Source organism: Marinomonas pontica (assembly GCF_026191375.1).
Taxonomy (GTDB): Bacteria; Pseudomonadota; Gammaproteobacteria; order Pseudomonadales; family Marinomonadaceae; genus Marinomonas; species Marinomonas pontica.
Genome location: NZ_JAODTL010000055.1, coordinates 1 through 21,857 on the forward strand (window position 1 = coordinate 1; position 21,857 = coordinate 21,857).

The following is a 21,857-nucleotide window of genomic DNA, read 5'->3' on the forward strand; positions in this document are numbered from 1 at the left end:
TGCCACACTCACTGTGCGGCTGAGGTCGTGTATAATACAGACTATTTTGATAGACGCAACCATTTTCAAATAAAAAAGTCACTACATCGTAAAATGCAGTGACTTTTCATTAGCACAATTAGAATTAAGATTATTTAATCTCTAATGCTTGCGCCTCAATTTTCGCTTTCCATTCTGCAGGCCCAGTAATATGGACTGACGTACCAGCAGAATCCACAGCAACCGTCACTGGCATATCAACCACATCAAATTCATAGATAGCCTCCATACCCAACTCTGGAAAAGCAATAACATCCGCTTTTTTGATCGCTTTCGAAACGAGGTAAGCGGCGCCACCAACTGCCATCAAATAAACAGCACCGAATTCTTTAATCGCCTCAATAGCAACAGGACCACGCTCAGACTTACCGATCATACCAAGAAGACCAGTTTTATCTAGAATTGTTCGGGTAAATTTATCCATTCGAGTTGCTGTTGTAGGACCTGCAGGACCAACCGCTTCATCTCTTACCGGATCAACAGGCCCTACGTAGTAAATAAAGCGTCCTTTCAAATCAACAGGAAGCTCTTCACCATTCGCCATCATTTCGACCATTTTTTTATGAGCAGCATCACGACCAGTTAACATTTTACCATTTAGCAAAATAGTCTCACCCGGTTTCCACTCTTTCACTTGCTCTGGGGTAATTGTATTCAAATCAACACGACGAACACTCTCACCTACTTCCCAAGTGATTTCTGGCCAATCTTCAAGTGATGGTGGCACCAAGTCAGCAGGACCAGAACCATCAAGCACAAAATGCGCATGACGTGTAGCCGCACAGTTAGGGATCATTGCCACAGGCAAAGATGCTGCGTGCGTTGGGTAATCCATAATTTTCACATCAAGCACGGTCGTCAAGCCACCAAGCCCTTGAGCACCAATACCCAAGTTATTTACAGCATCAAAAATAGCAAGTCGAAGCTCTTCAACACGCGTTTGAGGGCCACGCTCTTTTAATTCATGAATATCGATTGGCTCCATCAGAGATTCTTTCGCCATAACCATGGCTTTCTCTGCCGTACCACCAATACCTATACCCAGCATACCTGGAGGACACCAGCCAGCTCCCATAGTAGGAACCGTTTTCTTAACCCACTCAACGATATCATCAGAAGGGTTTAGCATGGCCAGTTTGGATTTATTTTCTGAGCCACCACCCTTAGCCGCGACATGCACTTCAACAGTATCGCCAGGCACTACTTCCACATGAATAACAGCAGGCGTGTTATCCTTAGTATTTTTACGAGCGCCAGCAGGATCAGCAAGAATAGAAGCACGCAATACATTGTCAGGGTGAAGATAAGCGCGACGAACACCTTCATTAATCATATCAGTAACACTTTGCGTACCTTGCCACTGAACATTCATGCCGATTTTAACAAACACAGTAACGATACCTGTATCTTGACAAATCGGACGCTTACCTTCCGCACACATACGTGAGTTGATAAGAATTTGAGCCATCGAGTCTTTCGCAGCTTTACTTTCCTCACGTTCGTAGGCTTCATGCACCGCTTTTACAAAGTCTAAAGGGTGGTAATAAGAGATAAACTGTAGTGCGTCTGCCACGCTATCAATCAGATCATCTTCTTTAATAATGCTCATGCTTCTCTCCTGCCGAGTATTACGATTGAGTCGAAAATGAAATGGTAAAAGATGCTGCCCCGCAAAGAAAGCATTATGGCGACTTTTAAAGAAATATACCCTTCATCAATTTAATGAATAAAGGGCATACAAAGGAAAAATTTGCGACCGAAAAACCTTAACGATTTGCTTTTTGCTCTCGATCTGATTTAGGTTTTTGAACAGAGTGCTGAATGTACTCTTCGAGAATTTGCGCTGTAAATTTTTCGCGATCTGGCAGTGACGCAATTCGCTCAGCTTCCCAATTAATCAAACGGATAAAAACCGAATATTTTTTGATAAACCCATAGCCTATATCCCTTACCCCAACACCGTTGGTTTCCATCAAATAAATAACTTGCTCTAGGTTTTTCTGCGTTTCAAATTGGCCACCCTCACTCGCCGCAACCAATAGTCGCTGAATATGCTGGATAGGATTTTCAGACGCGCGTGTTTCTTTTTTGACCTGACTGGACGTAAGAAATTTATCCAACATCTCTTCCGTGTGTGTCTCACGCTCATGAACATCCGAAATAAGCGCAGACTCACGCTCCAGCAAGCGAATAAACAAACTTTTATTCTTAATGTCTGAGAACTCCAAATCCTTGAGCGAAAGACCATTTTCTTCCATGATCTCGATGACTTTTTCATAAGAGCCTGTCGCCTCTACGCCAACAGACACAGCAAGCACAAGATGACGACGCAACTCATGCATTATCTTGGCGGCTCTATAATCCTCTTTTCTTTGAAGATGTTGTTTTAGAGATTCCTTACTGCTTGTTAGTGCGTGACTAACAGCATCGTAGCCTTGAACTGCTTCTTGCTCATCTCGCAGTCGAGCAATACGCACTTTAGTACATCCATCTTCCCACGCCTCATAAGACTTGGCCCTTGCTAGAAACGCTCTCTCTATGGCCTCTTCAAAGCTTTGCTCGATACGAGCACGCTCGGCGCGCTCAAGCACCTCCGCTTGCTCTTGCTCATGACGCTTCTGTTTTTTCAAAAGCAAACTCTCTTGAGCCAAAGAAAGTTGCTTATCCAGCGCTTCGATTTCAGCTTGCGCTTTCACTTCATCAAAATCAGCCAACTTGTCATATACACCTGACCAATACTGATCATCCGAAAACGGCACATTTGGATCACTTGTCGCATACTGAGTTTTTAACGTTTCAGCAAAGCCTTGGCCAACCGGACGAAATGCTTGAGCAGCATTAATAACATTATCGTTCGAAGAGTAACTTGTAACATTGTCAAACTCCTGCTCAGGTGAAACACCAACCTCAACGTTATCACTATTAGTTATATTTTCAGCTGCCATATCACTCTCATCAACACCATCATCGTTTAAAGTTCCAACTTCAGATTCAGATACACCACAGTCAACCGAGTGACCAACACTCTCTTCCTCGACTATCTCATCAGGGCCATCAAAGCCGCCAAGCTCCATATCATCCAAAATTGTTCGTACAGACTCATAAGCTCTGTCCGCATCGTAACCCTTCTCACTAAATCGGCGCTGATAAACAGATGTATCAGATGACGACTTAACCAAGGTTTCTTTCAGAAAACGCGGCGCGGCACCACCCCAACTCACTCGGTAAAGCATCGAACGATCGCACAACTGCAAAATTGGTAACTCTCGTTGAGCTATCTCATATTGCCTAATCAGCGTTTCTGCATGGCGAAGAGCCATCGTCGATTCACTGGCATTAGAAGAAGTCGCTAAATTTAACAACTTAACCACTTTATGTATGGCCTTTTTTCTTTTGCGTATGCTCATAAAACATGCTTTCCGTGTTGGCTAAACGTCATCTATAGAAACACCGACCCCATCCAACTTTAGTAATAAAGATCGGCATCTCCGCCCGGCAGTCTCAAGTCGTCACTTAGTAATGATTGAACCTTTTGCAAAATTTCAGCCAACTCTTCGTCTTTGTAAGAAATCGCATCCACCTTTCCCCAAATAGGCCCCGGCCAACACAGATCGGTCTTATAGCGAACAATATGATGAAGATGTAACTGAGGAACCTGATTACCCAAAGCGGCAATATTTAGCTTGGTGGCAGAAAATGCGTCATGCAGAACCTCTGCCAGCAGGCAACTTTCTGCCAGTAATTGCAAACGGTCTTCTTCAACAAGCTGATAGATCTCAGAAATATCATTACGCTGAGGCACTAAAATAAACCAAGGAAAATTGGCATCATTAATTAAGCGTAACTGACACAAAGAGAAGTGCCCGACTAAGATAGAATCACGACTTAACACAGGATTTAACTCAAACATCTTTACATATTCCTATTTACAAGAAAGGCTTTCATAAGCACTATAGCACCCTATTTCTAAAAACTCTCAGAGACTTGGAGCTCGCATGACTGATGTGCAATGTGCTTTAGACGCACAAGCAAAATTAGCCGAATGTCCTCGTTGGGACGAACGTACTCAAACGCTCTATTTTGTCGATATAGATTCCTTCATTCTATATGCTTATGATACAAAATCAAAAAACCTAACAAGCCGAACATTTGATGAAGAGATTGGTTGTTTTTCTCTTGATAAAAACGGCGGTTTTATCGCTGCATTCCGCTCAGGCGTTTATACATTTGACAACATTAACGCGGAATTAAAGCCCTATTGGCTGGCAACATACGATCAAAAAACCACGCGATTTAATGATGGGCGATGCGATGCAAAAGGACGCTTTTTAGCGGGCACAATGTACTCTCCAAAAGACGCGTTCAAAGGTGCACTACATCAATTTAGCAAAGGGCACGAGTCCCTTTTAGATCAAGCTGCTTGGACATCAAATGGTTTAGCCTTCTCTCCCGACAACACAATCATGTACTACTCTGACACACCAAACCATGTGGTGTATCAGTTTGACTACAATATTGAAAATGGCGAAGCAAGCAACAAACGTGTTTTCATTCAGTTTCCTCATGGAAATGGCCGACCTGATGGTGCGGCAGTAGACAGCGAAGGAAATTACTGGTCCGCTCTTTATCAAGGGCAGCGAGTAGTAAAAATCAGCCCTAAAGGTGACATTCTCGAAGAGTTCCCAATTCCTGCGACCTACCCCACCATGGTTGCCTTCGGCGGACCTGAGATGAAAACACTTTATATCAGCACTTGTCGTGGCGCCCAAACAGCAGAAGAACTGGAAAAATTCCCTCAAGCTGGCGGTATATTCGCCCTTGAAACAAATGTAAAAGGCCAGATCGAACACCGTTTCGCAGGCTAAAATCGTATTTTACGCAATTTAACTTACTTTAAAGAAACAGACATTATTATGCGCGCAAGCAACTATTTATTTTCTACCCTACGTGACGCACCAACCGATGCCGTCGTAACCAGCCATCAATTAATGGTTCGGGCAGGCATGATCCGTCAGATATCAAAAGGCCTATACACCTGGCTACCAACAGGACTCAAAGTTTTCCGCAAGGTAGAAAACATTGTTCGTGACGAAATGGAAAAAGCCGGCTCCCTTGAAGTCATCATGCCCGGCGTACAACCCGCAGAATTATGGCAAGAAACAGGACGCTGGCAGAAATACGGCCCAGAATTATTACGCCTCCAAGACCGCCACGGACGCGACTACTGCCTCGGCCCAACCCACGAAGAAGTTATTACCGATCTAGCACGCAACGAATTGACCAGCTATAAACAGCTGCCAATGAACTTCTTCCAAATCCAAACCAAATTCCGCGACGAAGTCCGCCCTCGCTTTGGCGTAATGCGTTCACGTGAATTTTGCATGAAAGACGCTTATTCATTTCACGTTGGCGCCGAATCATTGCAAGAAACATACGATGTGATGCATCAGGCTTATTGCAATGTTTTCGACCGCATTGGGCTGGACTACCGCCCAGTACGCGCAGACACAGGAAGCATTGGCGGTGCCTATTCACATGAGTTTCATGTGCTAGCCGACTCCGGTGAAGACGATATTGCCTTTAGTGACTCTTCTGATTTTGCTGCCAACATTGAGCTAGCAGAAGCGGTTTGCCTGAAAGAAAAAGCTGACGCACCCACCCAAGAAATCGCAGAAGTCTTTACGCCTGACTGCAAAACCATTGCAAAAGTCGCCGAGTTTTTAAAACTGGACGTCACCAGCACTGTAAAAACCATGCTAGTAAAAGCGTTGGATGAAAACGAACAACCTACCATCGTAGCGCTTGTTCTTCGCGGCGATCACAACATCAACGAAATCAAAGTCGAAAAACTTTCTGGTGTCGTGTCGCCATTCGAGTTTGCCGATGAAGCCGACATTGTTGCGCAAATTGGTTGCGCCCCAGGATCTATCGGCCCTAAAGGCTTAGCAGAAAAAGGCATTCGCGTTATTGCCGACCGTTCAGCTGCCGTTATGTCTGACTTTTGTGCTGGCGCAAACAAAGACGACTACCACTACACTGGCCTTAACTGGGAGCGTGATTGCGCAGCCTTTGAAATTGCCGACATCCGCAACGTGGTTGAAGGCGACCCATCTCCAGACGGACAAGGCACCATCGTCATCAAACGCGGTATCGAAGTCGGTCACATTTTCCAACTTGGCCAGCAATACGCCGAAGCACTTAAAGCCACTGTTCTAGATGAAAACGGTAAGGCACAAGTTATGCACATGGGCTGCTACGGAATCGGAGTGTCACGCATTGTTGCCGCCGCTATTGAACAAAACTTTGATGAAAAAGGCATTTTGTGGCCGGAAAGCATCGCCCCATTCGACATCGCAATCGTCGCAATGAACTACGATAAATCTGAAGCCGTGCGCAATGAGTGCGATCGTCTGTACGCAGAACTAAAAGCAAAAGGCTTGGATGTATTGCTAGACGACCGCAAAGAGCGCCCAGGCGTTAAATTTGCAGATTGTGAACTACTTGGCATACCACACCGCTTAGTTGTAGGTGACAAAGGCCTAGAAAAAGGCACTTTAGAATACAAACACCGCAAAGCCGGAGAGAACGAAGATATCGCTATTGCTGACGCAATTGATTTCATTCTAAATAAGAAGTAACACTTTCACGCCTAAGCCTAACGAAAACACCCTTTTCGTTAGGCTTTTTTTACTGGCAAAAAAAGGAACCCAAATGACCACAATCTTCCACAACCCTCGCTGCTCAAAATCCCGCCAAACACTGCAACTTCTAGAAGAAAACGGCATTCACCCAGAAGTTCGCCTATACCTTCAAAACACACCAAGCATCGAGGACATAAAAACGTTACTTGAGCAACTGGCGATAACCCCCGTTGAGCTCATGAGAACAAAAGAAGCCATTTATAAAGAGCTTGGATTAAACAAGGACTCCACTGACGAAGAACGTCTTCAGGCCATGCACACAAACCCAATATTAATAGAGCGCCCCATAGTCATACACAACAATAAAGCAAAAGTTGGCCGCCCACCGGAAGCCGTTCTGACTTTATTTAAATAAGCACTACTGAATAGGAGCCTCTTAATGACTCAGTCACCTTATGTATTGGTTTTATTTTACAGTCGACACGGATCAGTATCCGAAATGGCGAAGCATATTGCGCGTGGAATCAATAAAGTGAACGGCATGGAAGCAATGATAAGACAAGTGCCAGACGTGTCCGACACAACCAAAGTGGCCTCACCAGCGCTACCTGAAAACGGCTCCCCCTATTGCACTCTAGAAGAATTGGCCGGATGCTCAGGCTTAGCCATTGGCTCCCCATCGTATTTCGGAAGCATGGCAGCACCACTAAAACACTTTATAGACCAAACATCGACGCTTTGGATGACGGGGCAACTGATAGACAAACCCGCCTGCGGTTTTACCAGTGCCAGCACTATGCACGGAGGTCAAGAGCAATGTATTCACAGTATGATGACACCACTCCTTCACCATGGAATGCTCTGGCTTGGTCTGCCTTATAAAAACAAAGAACTCATCAGCACGCAATCAGGCGGCACACCATATGGTGCAAGTCATTTAGCCAACAGCACTTATGAAACATCCTTAACCAGCGATGAAAAAGTACTTTGCGAAGCTCAAGGTAAACGCCTTGCAGAAACCGCGTTAAAGTTAAAAAAATAACTCACTTATTTGATCCGTTTTAGAGACAAAAAAGCCGCAGCATCTAAACAGGCTGCGGCTTTAATAGCCGCCTAACAAGCACAATCAGTGGCGAGGAAGCACAACATCTTTGAACAACAGCTCAACATCTTGTCGATTACCAGCCTCCATTGCAGCCATCACAACCTCTTTTGTGAGATGCGGAGCAAACGATTCAATAAACTTATACATGTAACCGCGAATAAACGTATTACTACGAATGCCGATTTTTGTGCAACTGTCCGCAAAGAGGTGGGATGCATCTAACGCAACCAAATCTGCATCTTGCATTTCATCATGAGCCATCGACGCAACAATCCCAACCCCAAGCCCCAACCTTACATACGTTTTTATCACATCGGAATCGGCGGCCGTAAACACAACATTAGGCTGCAACTCCGCTTCCTGAAAGGCCTGATCAAGCTGCGAACGACCAGTAAAACCAAATACATAAGTGACAATCGGGTATTCAGCCAACGCCTGCAAAGTTAACTTGCCAATACTGGCTAGAGGATGATCTTTTGGAACAACAACAGAACGATTCCATGTGTAGCATGGCAACATCACCAAATTCCCAAACAATTCCAGCGCTTCCGTTGCAATCGCAAAGTCAACCACGCCATCATTCGCCATTTCAGCAATTTGCATGGGTGTACCTTGGTGCATGTGCAAACTCACTTCAGGGTAACCAGCAATGAATTGATTAATCACCTTAGGCAACGCATAACGAGCTTGCGTATGCGTCGTGGCAATATCCAAAGAACCTTTACGCTCATCACTAAATTCTTTGGCTACACGTTTGATGTTTTGCGTTTGATTCAGCACCTCTCCCGCTAATGCGATGATCTTCTCACCGGCAGGAGTGACGTGAGTTAGATGCTTTCCACTTCGGGCAAACACCTCAACACCCAACTCATCTTCCAAAAGACGAATCTGTTTACTCACGCCTGGTTGTGACGTATACAAGCTTTGCGCCGTGGCTGAAACATTTAAGTCATGACGCGCCACTTCCCATATATACCTAAGCTGCTGTAACTTCATCGTCTGCCTTATTCGAAAAAGAGTTAAAAACATAAGAAAATATTACTTTATAGAATAGTAAAAAACCTCTAGTGTTGCCAGCTTAAATCACTTTTATATGGCTTTTCGATGGATTTTCTTTGGTACATTTTTGCTGGCGCAGCAGTGGGTTTGGCAGTAGGGATAACAGGTGTTGGAGGTGGCTCCCTAATGACCCCTCTTCTATTAATATTTGGCTTCCCACCGCACATCGCAATTGGTACGGATTTGATGTACGCGGGAATTGCAAAAAGTACCGGTGTGGTCATGCATGCCAAACGTGGGCATGTAAATTGGCGCATCGTTTTCGCGATGGCTGCGGGAAGCCTACCCGCATCATTTATTACTGTTTGGGCGTTATCACAATTTGAAAAGCCTGATCATTACCAAGAAATTCTAACCAGCACCTTGGGTGTCATGCTTGTACTGACCGCCATTGTCATTCTGTTTCGAACACGGTTAACAAAAGCACTTAATTTCTCAATCTCTGAAGACAAAAGCACTCGTATAATATTTGTTTGCGGCTTCGTTTTAGGCACGCTTGTTACCCTGACATCCGTTGGCGCTGGCGCATTAGGCACCGCTATTATGATGATTTTGTTTCCTGTCATGAGAGCAAAAAACATCGTAGGAACAGACCTCGCTCATGCCGTCCCTCTAACACTGGTTGCAGGCATAGGACACCTATTTTTAGGTAACGTAGATTACACACTACTTGCCGCCTTATTGATCGGCTCGATCCCCACAATCTATGTTGGGACGCGAATCGCAAGCCATGTCCCTAATCATGTTTTACAACCCGTACTAGCAACCGCACTGCTCTCATTTGGCGTGAAATATCTTTTCTTTTAAAAAATGAAAAAATGACGGCTCAGCGGTTCATTCAGATGAGAAAACACGATATTGTAAGCGGCTATAACTAAAAGCAAAAAAGCAGGAAACCCCGCAATGAGTAACAAACGTCTTGAAGACCTAAATATTGCCTCTTTTACCTCTTTGGTAACACCGAGCCAATTAAAAAAAGAGCTGCCCGTAAGTGACCACGTCAGCAGCCATGTTGCTGAATCTCGCGACATCATTAAGAACATCATGGATGGCAAAGATCACCGTCTTGCTATCGTCATAGGCCCATGCTCCATTCATGACCCTAAAGCCGCTTTAGATTATGCTGCACGTTTAAAAACATTAGCTGAAAAGCTAGACGACACATTGTATATCATCATGCGCGCCTATTTTGAGAAGCCTCGTACTACAGTAGGCTGGAAAGGCCTGATCAATGATCCAAATTTAGATGGCACCTTTGATATAGACAAAGGCATTCGCATAGGTCGTAAATTATTGATCGACCTTGCAGAACTTGGACTTCCGTTAGCAACAGAAGCTTTGGACCCAATTTCTCCGCAGTATATTCAAGATCTAATTAGCTGGTCTGCCATTGGCGCACGCACCACGGAATCACAAACTCACCGTGAAATGGCATCTGGCCTTTCTGGTCCAGTAGGATTTAAAAACGGCACCGACGGCGGATTAACCGTGGCTGTTAATGCCATGCAATCTGTATCGCACTCACACTCATTCTTAGGTATTAATGAAAGTGGTGAAGTTAGCATTGTGAACACCAAAGGCAATGCTTACGGACACCTTGTCCTTCGTGGCGGTAATGGCCAACCAAATTATGACGCCAAAAACATCGCTTTAAGCGAAGAAGCATTAACCGCGGCAAAATTGAAACACAACATCATGGTTGACTGCTCTCACGAAAACTCGAACAAAAAACCAGAGCGTCAAGTCAATGTAGTAGAAGATTCAACCCAACAAATCATTAATGGCAACCAGTCCATCATGGGATTGATGATTGAAAGTAATATTGGCTGGGGCAATCAAAAAGTGCCTGCCAATTTAAACGACCTTGAATACGGCGTATCTATTACAGACGCCTGTATCGACTGGGACACCACTGAAAAAGCACTGACAGACATGGCCAACGCTCTACGTGATGTATTGCCTAAACGCCAACGTGGATAACACTCTCTAGAGAACATCCACACATAAAAAAGGGGCGCCAGTACTGACGCCCCTTTTTTTCATCATCAAACAACACTTACATAAAAGCATTATCCGTAACACTGTGATCTGTAGAATCTTTAACCGCCGTCAGCGCCGGTACTTTTTCAATCAAGGTTTTCTCAACCCCTTCTTTTAGAGTCAAATCAACCGCACTACAACCTTGGCAACCGCCACCGAATTTCAATACGGCAACCGTACCATCAACAACTTCCAACAAGCTGACTTCACCACCATGAGCCGCCAAACCTGGGTTGATATCAGAATAGAGCACATAGTTAATCTGATCTTCAATTGGGCTATCTGCAGTCACTTTTGGCATCTTAGCGTTAGGTGCTTTAATCGTTAGCTGACCGCCCATTTTCTCAGTGGCGTAGTCAACAAATGCCTCATCCAGAAAATTCACCGAATTTTTTTCGATATAGACTTTCAGTTTCGGCAAATTCAAAATCTCGTCCGTCTCATTTACTTCATCAGGACGACAGTAGGCAAGGCATGTTTCGGCATATGGTGTGCCTGGCTGCTGGATAAAAATTCGCACAGCAATACCTTCTACCCCTTGCTTCTCAAGTAAAGAAGAAAGATATTCTTGGGCACCATCCGTAATTGTAATATTCATAATAACCCTTTCTAAATCTATACAACGATCAATGGGGGCTATATTACAGCAGATAATCCACAAAGCCAAAGACCAAGTAAAAAAGTAGGGTATTTTTCCTTTATCTATTTTTCATGGAGAAAAATATTTTCAAATAAGCCTTATTAGGAAAACCCCTAAAGATATAGATAAATATTCATTTTTAGAATAAAGGATATTTGCTAATATGCTTTCACTAAAATTTATTAACCATGGTTCATCCTACTATGTATCAATACGACGCCATTGACCAACAGCTTGTTGAAGAACGTGTAGCACAATTTCGCGATCAAACACGCCGTTACCTAAATAAAGAACTAAGCGAGCAAGAATTCTTGCCTTTACGCTTACAAAACGGCCTTTATGTTCAGCGCTATGCACCTATGCTACGTATTGCCATTCCATACGGCATGCTATCGAGCACTCAACTGCGTAAATTAGCAGACATCAGCTGCCGCTATGACCGCTCGTACGGTCACTTTAGTACTCGTCAAAACTTACAGCTTAACTGGCCTAAACTTGAAGACGTGCCAGATATCTTGGCGGAACTTGCTGAAGTACAAATGCACGCCGTTCAGACAAGCGGAAATTGCATTCGTAATACAACAACCGACCAGTACGCTGGCGTTATCTCTGATGAAATCGTAGACCCACGCCCATACTGCGAGTTGATTCGTCAATGGTCTACTTTCCACCCTGAATTCGCATTTTTGCCTCGTAAATTTAAGATTGCAGTGAACGCAACAGAATCTGCGGATCGCGCTGCAACACAAGTTCATGACATCGGCCTTCATATCAAGAAAAACGAAGCCGGTGAAGTTGGTTTTAAAGTTATCGTCGGTGGTGGTCTTGGCCGTACTCCAATGGTTGGTGTAACCATCAGCGAATTTATTCCACGCGCTGATCTACTTACCTATTTAGATGCCATTATTCGTGTTTACAACCAACAAGGTCGTCGTGACAACAAGTACAAAGCACGTATCAAAATATTGGTAAAAGCACTTGGTATTGAAGAGTTTCGCTCTCGCGTTGACGCTGAATGGGCCCACCTACGCGGCAAAGAAAGCACCGTACCAATGAGTGAGTTCGAACGCTTACAAGGCTTCTTTAGTGAGCCAAGCTACGAAGCGCTAGACAACAACCCTGCCAGCTTAACAAGCAAACTAGCAGACAGCGCAGGCTTTGCTCGCTGGTTCGAACGCAATACGTTTGAGCACAAAAAAGCAGGTTACCGCATCGTCACATTGACACTGAAAAAAGCAGGCCAAGCACCTGGTGACGCAACAGCAGAACAAATGCACAAAGCCGCAGACCTTGCCGACAAATACAGTTTTGGCGAATTGCGTGTTAGTCACGAACAGAACCTTGTGCTTGCCGACGTACGACAAGAACAACTGGTCGATCTTTGGGAAGCAGCAAAAGAAGCGGGGTTCGCAACACCAACGCTAGGCTTACTAACGGACATGATTTGCTGCCCTGGAGGAGACTTCTGCGCACTGGCTAACGCCAAATCCATCCCTATCGCCGCACAAATCCAAGAAACGTTCAACGATCTTGATTACCTATACGACTTAGGGAATATCGACTTGAATATTTCTGGCTGCATGAATGCCTGCGGTCATCACCATGTAGGCAACATCGGTATTTTAGGTGTCGATAAAAAAGGTGAAGAGTTCTACCAAATTTCCATTGGTGGCGCTTCTGGTCACGACGCAAGCATCGGCAAGATCCTTGGCCCATCGTTTGCTCAAGAAGAAATTAGCAGTGTCATTCAAAAACTTATGAACGTTTATGTTGAAAACCGTTCAGAAGAAGAACGCTTCATCGACACTTATCGCCGCGTTGGCATCACACCATTTAAAGAGGCCGCTTATGCCAAAGCTAATTAAAAACGGCGAGATCATCGACAACAATAACCAATGGTTACAAGACGCAGACCAAGAAGTTACGGCCAGTAGCATTGTTGCCGCTCAAAAATGGCTTGCTGAGAAAGACAACATTGGCCATATTGCTGGCATTTGGTTGGAAGCTGGCGATGGCGTTGAATTTTTGAACGACGTAGATCTTAATCAGTTCGAAGTCATTGGCGTCCACTTTCCGGCATTTACCGATGGCCGAGGCTTCAGCTACGCTCGACTTTTAAGAGAACGCCTCAACTTTAAAGGTGACATAAGAGCACTGGGCAATTTTATCCCAGATCAATTAGGCTACCTTTTGCGTGTTGGATTTAACAGTTTCCAATTCAACGAAGACGTTGATCTTGAAAAGGCACTGGCACTGCATAAGCCCTTTTCAGTCGCTTATCAAGGTGATGTTGCAGACCCTAGACCGTTATTCTTACGTCGCTAGACAAAACATTTTCAATATAATCACGATAAAAGGCCATTACGATGGCCTTTTCTATTGCGTAATACTCCGCTCATGATTATCGTATAAAAAAGATAAAGTGATTGATTGTTAAAGGAACTTAACGTGTCTAAGAAGCGTATTACTGGCCTAATTGTTGGCTCACTACTTTCGGCCACTGTGCATTCTGCAACAGTGTATATTTCTGACATTCAATTTGTTGCTATTCGAGAAGGTCTAGACAACAGCACAAGAGCGGTAGAACGCGGTCTAAAAAGCGGCACCCCTTTGGAAGTTCTTGAACAAAGTGAAGGCTACACAAAGGTTCGAACTCCCTCAGGAAACGAAGGCTGGGTGGCTGATTACTTCCTTAGCGAAGACATGGTTAGCAGGGATCAATTAGACGCACTGCAGACTCGGCTGAATAAAAGCAACGAAACTCGAACTGAAATCGCCAATGCTCTCAATCTCAGCCAGCAAAAAATACAAAGCCTGAACAACATCAACACCAACCTTCAAAATGAAAACCAGCAACTCAAACTGAGAACTTCAGAATGCCGCTGAACTTTCTGAAAAAGCCCAAGCCATTGTTTCGCAAAATGACGATGTCGGATATCAAATAGAAAGCCTTAAACAACAAGCAGCGGCTGCAGTCGCGAAGTCAAAAGAGCTACAAGACACAACGCAACAAAAATGGTTTATGCTGGGTGCTTCAACCTTATTTGGAGGGTTATTATTGGGCATACTAGCACCAATGCTTAGACGTAAGAAAACCGGAACTGGATCTTGGTCTTAATATAGAGAGCACTGAATGGAAGCTTCGATAGTACACTCCTTTTTTCTCATCTTTGCTGGAGCCGCTGTCGTCGCTTCGGTTGCTTTATACACTAGGCAACCAATGATCATTGCTTATATAGCCCTAGGCATCTTATTTGGCCCTTCTGCATTATCGCTAATCAATGAACCTAAGCTGATGGATGAAATGAGCCATATTGGCATCATTTTTCTGTTGTTTTTACTAGGGCTGGACATGCAACCCAACCACCTAATAAATATGCTCAAAAAAGCGTCTTGGATCGCCCTACTCAGCTCAGCTGTTTTTGCTCTGCTAGGCTACATCATTGCCTTATCTTACGGTTACAGCAATACAGAAAGCCTCATCATTGGCATTGCCATGATGTTTTCAAGCACCATTGTTTGCATCAAACTATTACCAACAACAGTATTGCATCACAAACACACTGGGGAACTGGTTGTAGGCTTATTGCTTTTGCAAGACATAATCGCCATTGCTGTACTGCTTGTTCTATACAGCATTTCTGACAACGACAACAATGGCGCCTTAGCGTATTTGAAACCCATTATCGGCCTACCTTTGGTAATCGCTGGCGCTTTCTTATTTGTAAAATACGTCTTATTAAAACTTATCGCTCGCTTCGACCGTTTTCACGAATACATATTTTTGGTTTCTATAGGCTGGTGCTTATCAATGGCCGTACTTGCTGAAACCACTGGGCTGTCCGCTGAAATGGGTGCATTTATTGCGGGTGTCGCCTTGGCGACTAGCCCCATATCGCAATACATCGCCACGCATTTAAAACCTCTGAGGGATTTTTTCCTTATCTTGTTCTTTTTCTCCATCGGTGCCAGCTTCAACCTAAATCTACTAGGGTTAGTGATTCTGCCAGCCTTAGTTCTGGCAATTAGCTCAATGCTCATTAAGCCTGTGGTCTTTCGCTTCTTACTCAAAGGCATAAAAGAAGACGCCAGCACCTCTTGGGAAGTTGGCTTCCGTTTAGGGCAAGTGAGCGAGTTCTCATTACTGATTGCATACCTAGCAGCAAACATTGGCCTTATTGGCTCTGAAGCCTCTCATGTCATTCAAGCAACGGCCATTCTGAGCTTTGCCTTATCCACATATATTGTCATTTTAAACTTCCCCAATCCGATTGCCATTTCAGATAAATTGAGGCGTGATTAGCCTCCGTACTGGCTTATCACAAATTCACTTTATTAGGTTGATACACATTTATAAAATGCTTTTCGCTTTCCCCTTCCTTTGAACACATAAATTATAATAGAATAGCGCGAAATACTTGACTGCAAATGCAAAAAGTCTTGTATACTAACGCGCAAATTTCGTCCTCACTTATTTAGAGTAATGTAATGGCTGACTTATCAAAATACAGAAACATCGGTATTTTTGCTCACGTTGACGCGGGCAAAACAACCACAACAGAACGTATTCTTAAACTTACCGGTATGATCCACAAAATCGGTGAAGTACATGAGGGTGAATCTACTACTGACTTCATGGAACAAGAAGCTGAGCGTGGTATTACCATCCAGTCTGCGGCTGTTAGTTGTTTCTGGAAAGATCACCGCTTTAACGTTATCGACACACCTGGACACGTTGACTTCACAGTAGAAGTTTACCGTTCTCTTAAAGTTCTTGATGGTGGCGTTGGTGTATTCTGTGGTTCTGGTGGTGTTGAGCCACAATCAGAAACTAACTGGCGTTATGCTAACGAATCTGAAGTTGCTCGTTTGATCTTCGTAAACAAACTTGACCGTCTAGGCGCAAGCTTTTACCGCGTTACTGAACAAGTACAAAAAGTACTAGGTGCAACTCCTCTTATCATGGTACTTCCAATCGGTACTGAAGATGAGTTCTGCGGTGTTGTTGACCTATTGTCTCGCAAAGCATACATCTGGGATGATTCTGGCCAGCCAGAAAACTACAGCATCGAAGACGTACCTGCTGACATGGAAGAGATCGTTGAAGAATACCGCGAGAAGCTAATCGAAACAGCGGTTGAGCAAGATGACGACCTAATGATGGCGTACATGGACGGCGAAGAGCCATCTGTTGACGATCTAAAACGTTGTATCCGTAAAGGTACTCGTGACCTAGCGTTCTTCCCAACGTACTGTGGTTCTGCATTCAAAAACAAAGGTATGCAGCTTCTTCTTGATGCCGTTGTAGATTACCTACCAAGCCCTACAGAAGTAGATCCTCAAGATCTTACTGATGAAGAAGGTAACCCAACAGGCGATAAAGCTATCGTATCTGCTGATGAGCCACTTAAAGCGCTTGCGTTCAAAATCATGGACGACCGTTTTGGCGCCCTAACTTTCGTTCGCGTATACTCTGGCGTATTGAACAAAGGCGACACTATCCTAAACAGCTTCACGGGCAAAACTGAACGTGTAGGCCGCATGGTAGAAATGCAAGCTGACGACCGTAAAGAAATCAGCACAGCGCAAGCTGGTGATATCATCGCGATCGTTGGTATGAAAAACGTTCAGACTGGTCACACTCTTTGTGATCCTAAGCACCCTTGTACTCTTGAAGCAATGGTATTCCCTGAGCCTGTAATCTCTATCTCTGTTACTCCTAAAGACAAAGGCGGTAACGAGAAAATGGGTATTGCGATCGGCAAAATGGTGGCAGAAGATCCAACATTCCGTGTTGAAACTGACCAAGATTCTGGCGAAACCATCCTTAAAGGTATGGGTGAGCTTCACCTAGACATCAAAGTAGACATCTTGAAACGTACTTACGGTGTAGATCTAATCGTTGGTCAACCACAGGTTGCTTACCGCGAGACTATCACTAAAGCAGTTGAAGATACTTACACTCACAAGAAACAATCTGGTGGTTCTGGTCAGTTCGGTAAAATCGACTACCGCATCAAACCAGGTGAAGTGGGTTCTGGCTTCAAGTTCACTTCTACTGTTGTTGGTGGTAACGTACCAAAAGAATTCTTCCCTGCTGTAGAAAAAGGCTTTAAGTCTATGATGGAGCAAGGCGTTCTAGCTGGCTTCCCAGTATTAGACGTTGAAGTTGAATTGTTTGACGGTGGATTCCACGCGGTTGACTCCTCTGCAATTGCCTTCGAAATCGCTGCTAAAGGCGCATTCCGTCAGTCAATTCCAAAAGCGGGCCCTCAGCTAATCGAACCTATCATGAAAGTTGACGTGTTCACTCCAGATGACCATGTTGGTGATGTTATCGGTGACCTTAACCGTCGTCGCGGCATGATCAAAGACCAAGAGAAAGGTTTGACTGGTGTTCGCATCAAAGCAGACGTTCCTCTATCTGAAATGTTTGGTTACATCAGTACTCTACGTACAATGACATCTGGTCGTGGTCAGTTCTCTATGGAGTTCTCTCACTACCTACCATGTCCATCTAACGTAGCTGAAACTGTTATCGCTGCAATTAAAGAGAAGAAAGAAAAAGAGAAGAACTAATTTCTCCCTATTCTTTCTGATCTGAAAAAACCCGATACATAAGTATCGGGTTTTTTATTGCCTATAAGAAGCCAAATAGCCGTTACAAAAAAAGCGCCTAAGCGCTTTTTTTAAAGATGAAAGGTCTTCTATTTATCTGGATTAAAAAGGAACCGGATACTCTTTAAAGACTGCCATAATGTCTTTTAACGCTTCCTCTGACAAAGTCATATCAAATGCAGACATATCCTCTTTAAGCTGCTCTAAAGAAGTAGCACCAATGATTGTCGAACTGACACCATCAACCTGGTCACACCAAGCCAAAGCCAATTGAGCCGCTGTAAAACCATGCTTCTTTGCTACCTCTAGGTAGGCACTTACTGCTTTATCAACTAATGGCGTATCGCGAAAAATGCCGTTACGTTGCGCATAAGTCCAACGACTGCCTTCTGGTCGAGCACCACCAAGATATTTACCCGTCAATGCGCCCGCCGCCAATGGAGACCAAGGCAAATACGCTACATCTTCATGTACACAGTTTTCAATCAAGTAAGGCCAATCTTTCGCATGCAATAAACTAAATTCATTTTGAATGGAGGCAACACGCGGCAAATTATGCTTTTCACTTAAACGAATAAACTCGTTAATACCCCACGTAGTATCGTCAGACAATCCGAAATGACGAATCTTACCTGCCTTAATACACGCATCCAACCCCTGCAGAATATCCAACATTTGCGCCGATTGCTCATCACGATCGACGTGAGTAAAACCAATCGCCCCCGGGAAATGTTTGGCAAAATGTGGTGTCGTGCGATTAGGCCAATGCAATTGATATAAATCGATGTAATCCGTTTGAAGACGCTTTAAAGAAGCATCCACGGCCTCAATAACCGTTTTGCCAGAAATATTGCTGCCATCACGCACATAATGCAAACCTGGCCCGGCAATCTTGGTGGCCAAAATAAACTCTTTACGACGAGACGGATTACGCGAAAGCCAATTTCCAATAATCGACTCAGTTTTGCCGTAAGATTCAGGTGTTGGCGGTACGGAATACATTTCCGCTGTGTCAATAAAGTTCACGCCATTCGCTAAAGCATACTCAATTTGAACATCAGCATCAGCTTGGTTGTTTTGAGTGCCCCACGTCATGGTACCCAAACACACTCGAGAAACTTCTAAGCCGGTACGGCCAAGTGGTACGTATTTCATTAGATCAACCTTTTAAATTCAAACGGCACATACAAGATGTGAAAAATAACCAAAGGGTCAATGTAATAAAATTTTGTCTTTCTGACCAGTTTTATCAACGAAAACAATAAGGAGTTATATCTGAGCATTCAGAACAGCTCATCTATTCGCTGAACTACTGCCCATTAAGCAATGGCTCGTAACGCTGATCGGTTAAGGTCTTAAGAAAAGCCACGATCGCATCCACTCGCCTATCTGGTAAGGCAGGCGCCTTTTCTAACGTTGCCAAATCCACATTCTCAGGCACCTCAGGCTCACCCCATAGCCGACCTGTTTCCGGGTTAATTACACGTTTCGGGTTGTTGTATTTATCATAAAAAAGCACAACAGTACGCAGATCTTGAAACACCCCGTTATGCATATAAGGCCCAGTCACAGCCACATTCCGCAAAGACGGCACTTTAAATTTACCCGCCTGTCTAGGGTCATTGATGGCAGGATTATCCAATAATCCGAAGTCTTTTTTATTGCCATTTTGCGCCATCAAATCGGGGTTGGCTGGCACACCAATATTCCGGTATTCGTAATTTGTAAATGTCTCTTGCGGGTTAAATGGTGACGAACTCAGTTGGTGACAAGCATTACAATTTGTAAATTGCTGAGAGAAGAACAAGGTCTTTCCCAGCTCCTCTTGCGGCGTAAGCTTAATTTCGCCCCGCAACGCCCGATCATACCGAGAATCAAACGGCATAAACATGGATGTTTTTTCAAACGTAGCAATTGCATCGGCAATAGCGGCATACCCCTTATCCGAGTCGTTTAAAACATCTTGCCCATAAATGGATCGAAATACATTGTCATAATGCGAGTTTTCTTTGACTCGACTCACTACAGCGGCGCTGTCTGGCATTGCCATTTCGACGGGATTTACTAATGGCCCCTCCGCTTGTTTAGCCAAACCAGAGGCGCGCCCATCTAGGAATTGCCCCCCCGATATTCGCCGTTAGGCATACGATGAAATGACGGAGAAAATGCCGCATACGCCGCTGTCGGCGTATTTCGACTCCCCATAGACAATCTATCACTGCCTAACGAGACAGCACCCAGCAGCGCATCCTGCCTTTTATCTACAAATCCATTTGCCAAATCATGACAAGTAGCGCAAGACTGATTTCGCTCTTTAGACAAATTCACATCAAAAAATAACTGCGCCCCCAGCATCGCCTTTGGGTCAGTCATCGGAATAGGAAGTTCGGCAGAAAAATGCGCTGATTTAGGTTTCTCTGCTAAATGTTTGGGTTCACTACAAGCCGAAAGAAGAAGAGCAACAGCAACAACCCCAAATGAAAAACGCAACATTCAAATGCACTCTATAAATCGATAATGAATGAGGTGAATTGTACACCGATGATAATAGTTCGCAAAAGCATGACCTTTCAATTTACCTAAATGATAAAAAGCAGCCGGGCCACTCAACAAAAAAAGCGCCAGATAACACATGAAAAGTGTTATCTGGCGCCTTCCCAATCAATCCTTACCAGCAGAATTAGAACTAATTCTGCTCTGGCAAAGTAACATTCAACTCCAGAACCGAACAATCGTCCGTATTATCCAACTGGATCTGCACGTCCTCATTGCCAATGTTTACGTACTTCCGAATGACATCAATAATTTCTTGCTGCATCTGAGGCAAATAGTCTGGCTGATGGCGCTTACTGCGCTCATGGGCAACAATAATTTGCAAACGGTCCTTCGCAACAGACGCTGAGGTAGGTGCACTTTTACTTTTAAAATAATCAAAAATTCCCACTCTAACCCCCTAACAAACGTTTGATAAAGCCTTTTTTCTGCACCTCTAAGAAACGCAGAGGACGCTCTTCACCCATCAAACGATCAACGGCATCCATATAAGCCAAGCCCGCTTCCGAGTCTGTATCTAAAATCACAGGCGTTCCTTGGTTAGACGCCTTCAAAACAGCCTCAGACTCAGGGATCACACCTAATAATGGAATCGCCAAAATATCTTCCACATCAGAAACACTCAGCATTTCACCCAAAGCAACACGTCCAGGGTGGTAACGCGTTAGCAACAAATGCTCTTCTATCGGTGATCTTCCTTCTTCCGCACGTTTAGACTTACTCTGCAAAATGCCAAGGATACGATCCGAATCTCGAACAGAAGACACCTCAGGGTTAGTCACCACAATGGCCGCATCGGCAAAATAAAGCGCCATCTGAGCGCCTTTTTCAATGCCTGCTGGAGAGTCACAAATGATGTAATCGAATTCTTTAGCAAGCTCTTCGAGAACCTCCTGAACCCCTTCAATCGTCAGTGCATCTTTGTCACGAGTCTGAGACGCTGGCAATATAAACAAATCTTTCGTGCGCTTGTCTTTAATTAACGCTTGAGACAACGTGGCTTCTTTATTAATAACGTTCACAAAATCATACACGACACGACGTTCGCAGCCCATAATCAAATCCAGATTACGCAAGCCCACGTCAAAATCAATAATAACGGTTTTATGTCCTTTTAACGCAATTCCAGTCCCAATAGCAGCACTGGATGTTGTCTTGCCAA

Annotated in this window: 22 protein-coding genes; 12 read left to right on the top strand and 10 right to left on the bottom strand. The window is 44.2% G+C overall.

Annotation, left to right across the window (positions count from 1 at the left end; genetic code table 11):
- Window positions 1–130: 130 nt before the first annotated feature.
- The 3 genes from N5P32_RS16400 to N5P32_RS16410 form a co-directional block, all read right to left on the bottom strand.
- Entirely contained in the window at window positions 131–1,648 is a 1,518-nt protein-coding gene (locus tag N5P32_RS16400; RefSeq protein WP_265730092.1) for a fumarate hydratase, read from the bottom strand.
- Between the two features lie 157 nt (window positions 1,649–1,805).
- Window positions 1,806–3,446, bottom strand: a complete 1,641-nt coding sequence (locus N5P32_RS16405; RefSeq protein WP_265730093.1) for a DUF2786 domain-containing protein — start codon at window positions 3,444–3,446, stop codon at window positions 1,806–1,808.
- 59 nt (window positions 3,447–3,505) lie between these two features.
- Complete coding sequence (locus tag N5P32_RS16410) at window positions 3,506–3,949, bottom strand: HIT domain-containing protein (protein WP_265730094.1); 444 nt, start codon at window positions 3,947–3,949, stop codon at window positions 3,506–3,508.
- An 85-nt stretch (window positions 3,950–4,034) separates the two neighbouring features.
- On the opposite strand from N5P32_RS16410, the gene N5P32_RS16415 reads away from it, so the two are divergent.
- From N5P32_RS16415 to wrbA, 4 genes are all read left to right on the top strand, one after another.
- Window positions 4,035–4,904 (top strand): SMP-30/gluconolactonase/LRE family protein, encoded by an 870-nt coding sequence (locus tag N5P32_RS16415; protein WP_265730095.1) that lies wholly within the window; start codon window positions 4,035–4,037, stop codon window positions 4,902–4,904.
- Window positions 4,905–4,952: 48 nt separating this feature from the next.
- On the top strand, window positions 4,953–6,677 hold the full coding sequence (locus N5P32_RS16420) for a proline--tRNA ligase (protein ID WP_265730096.1): 1,725 nt from the start codon (window positions 4,953–4,955) through the stop codon (window positions 6,675–6,677).
- 73 nt (window positions 6,678–6,750) lie between these two features.
- The gene (gene arsC / locus N5P32_RS16425) at window positions 6,751–7,095 is read left to right on the top strand and encodes an arsenate reductase (glutaredoxin) (RefSeq protein ID WP_265730097.1); all 345 of its coding nucleotides are present in this window, start codon (window positions 6,751–6,753) and stop codon (window positions 7,093–7,095) included.
- A gap of 24 nt (window positions 7,096–7,119) precedes the next feature.
- Window positions 7,120–7,722 (top strand): NAD(P)H:quinone oxidoreductase, encoded by a 603-nt coding sequence (gene wrbA / locus N5P32_RS16430; RefSeq protein WP_265730098.1) that lies wholly within the window; start codon window positions 7,120–7,122, stop codon window positions 7,720–7,722.
- A gap of 84 nt (window positions 7,723–7,806) precedes the next feature.
- On the opposite strand, the gene cysB is transcribed toward wrbA, so the two are convergent.
- A complete protein-coding gene (gene cysB, locus N5P32_RS16435) occupies window positions 7,807–8,781 on the bottom strand; it encodes an HTH-type transcriptional regulator CysB (protein ID WP_265730099.1) in 975 nt (324 codons plus the stop codon).
- A gap of 108 nt (window positions 8,782–8,889) precedes the next feature.
- Between cysB and N5P32_RS16440 the strand changes: the two genes are divergently transcribed.
- Both N5P32_RS16440 and N5P32_RS16445 read left to right on the top strand, forming a co-directional pair.
- Window positions 8,890–9,651, top strand: coding sequence for a sulfite exporter TauE/SafE family protein (locus N5P32_RS16440; RefSeq protein WP_265730100.1), 762 nt, complete (start codon window positions 8,890–8,892; stop codon window positions 9,649–9,651).
- Between the two features lie 96 nt (window positions 9,652–9,747).
- The gene (locus N5P32_RS16445) at window positions 9,748–10,824 is read left to right on the top strand and encodes a 3-deoxy-7-phosphoheptulonate synthase (RefSeq protein ID WP_265730101.1); all 1,077 of its coding nucleotides are present in this window, start codon (window positions 9,748–9,750) and stop codon (window positions 10,822–10,824) included.
- Between the two features lie 76 nt (window positions 10,825–10,900).
- On the opposite strand, the gene nfuA is transcribed toward N5P32_RS16445, so the two are convergent.
- Window positions 10,901–11,482 carry a Fe-S biogenesis protein NfuA gene (nfuA, locus tag N5P32_RS16450; RefSeq protein WP_265730102.1) on the bottom strand — a complete coding sequence of 194 codons (582 nt, stop codon included), beginning with the start codon at window positions 11,480–11,482 and terminating at the stop codon, window positions 10,901–10,903.
- A gap of 245 nt (window positions 11,483–11,727) precedes the next feature.
- On the opposite strand from nfuA, the gene N5P32_RS16455 reads away from it, so the two are divergent.
- The 6 genes from N5P32_RS16455 (at window position 11,728) to fusA (ending at window position 18,103) form a co-directional block, all read left to right on the top strand.
- Window positions 11,728–13,389: a nitrite/sulfite reductase gene (locus N5P32_RS16455; RefSeq protein ID WP_265730103.1), complete on the top strand. Its 1,662-nt coding sequence runs from the start codon at window positions 11,728–11,730 to the stop codon at window positions 13,387–13,389.
- The gene (locus tag N5P32_RS16460; protein ID WP_265730104.1) at window positions 13,373–13,849 is read left to right on the top strand and encodes a DUF934 domain-containing protein; all 477 of its coding nucleotides are present in this window, start codon (window positions 13,373–13,375) and stop codon (window positions 13,847–13,849) included. Before N5P32_RS16455 ends, N5P32_RS16460 begins: the two co-directional genes overlap by 17 nt.
- Before the next feature lie 123 nt (window positions 13,850–13,972).
- Window positions 13,973–14,410, top strand: a complete 438-nt coding sequence (locus N5P32_RS16465; RefSeq protein WP_265730105.1) for a TIGR04211 family SH3 domain-containing protein — start codon at window positions 13,973–13,975, stop codon at window positions 14,408–14,410.
- 22 nt (window positions 14,411–14,432) lie between these two features.
- The gene (locus tag N5P32_RS16470) at window positions 14,433–14,642 is read left to right on the top strand and encodes a hypothetical protein (protein WP_265730113.1); all 210 of its coding nucleotides are present in this window, start codon (window positions 14,433–14,435) and stop codon (window positions 14,640–14,642) included.
- A gap of 15 nt (window positions 14,643–14,657) precedes the next feature.
- Window positions 14,658–15,827 carry a cation:proton antiporter domain-containing protein gene (locus N5P32_RS16475; RefSeq protein WP_265730106.1) on the top strand — a complete coding sequence of 390 codons (1,170 nt, stop codon included), beginning with the start codon at window positions 14,658–14,660 and terminating at the stop codon, window positions 15,825–15,827.
- 185 nt (window positions 15,828–16,012) lie between these two features.
- A complete protein-coding gene (gene fusA, locus N5P32_RS16480; protein WP_265730107.1) occupies window positions 16,013–18,103 on the top strand; it encodes an elongation factor G in 2,091 nt (696 codons plus the stop codon).
- A 141-nt stretch (window positions 18,104–18,244) separates the two neighbouring features.
- Here the strand turns inward: fusA and N5P32_RS16485 are convergent, their stop codons facing one another.
- The 5 genes from N5P32_RS16485 to minD form a co-directional block, all read right to left on the bottom strand.
- Window positions 18,245–19,297, bottom strand: coding sequence for an aldo/keto reductase (locus N5P32_RS16485; protein WP_265730108.1), 1,053 nt, complete (start codon window positions 19,295–19,297; stop codon window positions 18,245–18,247).
- Between the two features lie 154 nt (window positions 19,298–19,451).
- Entirely contained in the window at window positions 19,452–20,234 is a 783-nt protein-coding gene (locus N5P32_RS16490) for a cytochrome-c peroxidase (protein ID WP_265730109.1), read from the bottom strand.
- Between the two features lie 17 nt (window positions 20,235–20,251).
- Complete coding sequence (locus tag N5P32_RS16495; RefSeq protein WP_265730110.1) at window positions 20,252–20,635, bottom strand: cytochrome-c peroxidase; 384 nt, start codon at window positions 20,633–20,635, stop codon at window positions 20,252–20,254.
- A gap of 193 nt (window positions 20,636–20,828) precedes the next feature.
- Complete coding sequence (gene minE, locus N5P32_RS16500) at window positions 20,829–21,086, bottom strand: cell division topological specificity factor MinE (RefSeq protein ID WP_265730111.1); 258 nt, start codon at window positions 21,084–21,086, stop codon at window positions 20,829–20,831.
- A gap of 1 nt (window position 21,087) precedes the next feature.
- On the bottom strand, window positions 21,088–21,857 hold a 770-nt coding region (gene minD, locus N5P32_RS16505; protein ID WP_265730112.1), incomplete at its 5' end, for a septum site-determining protein MinD.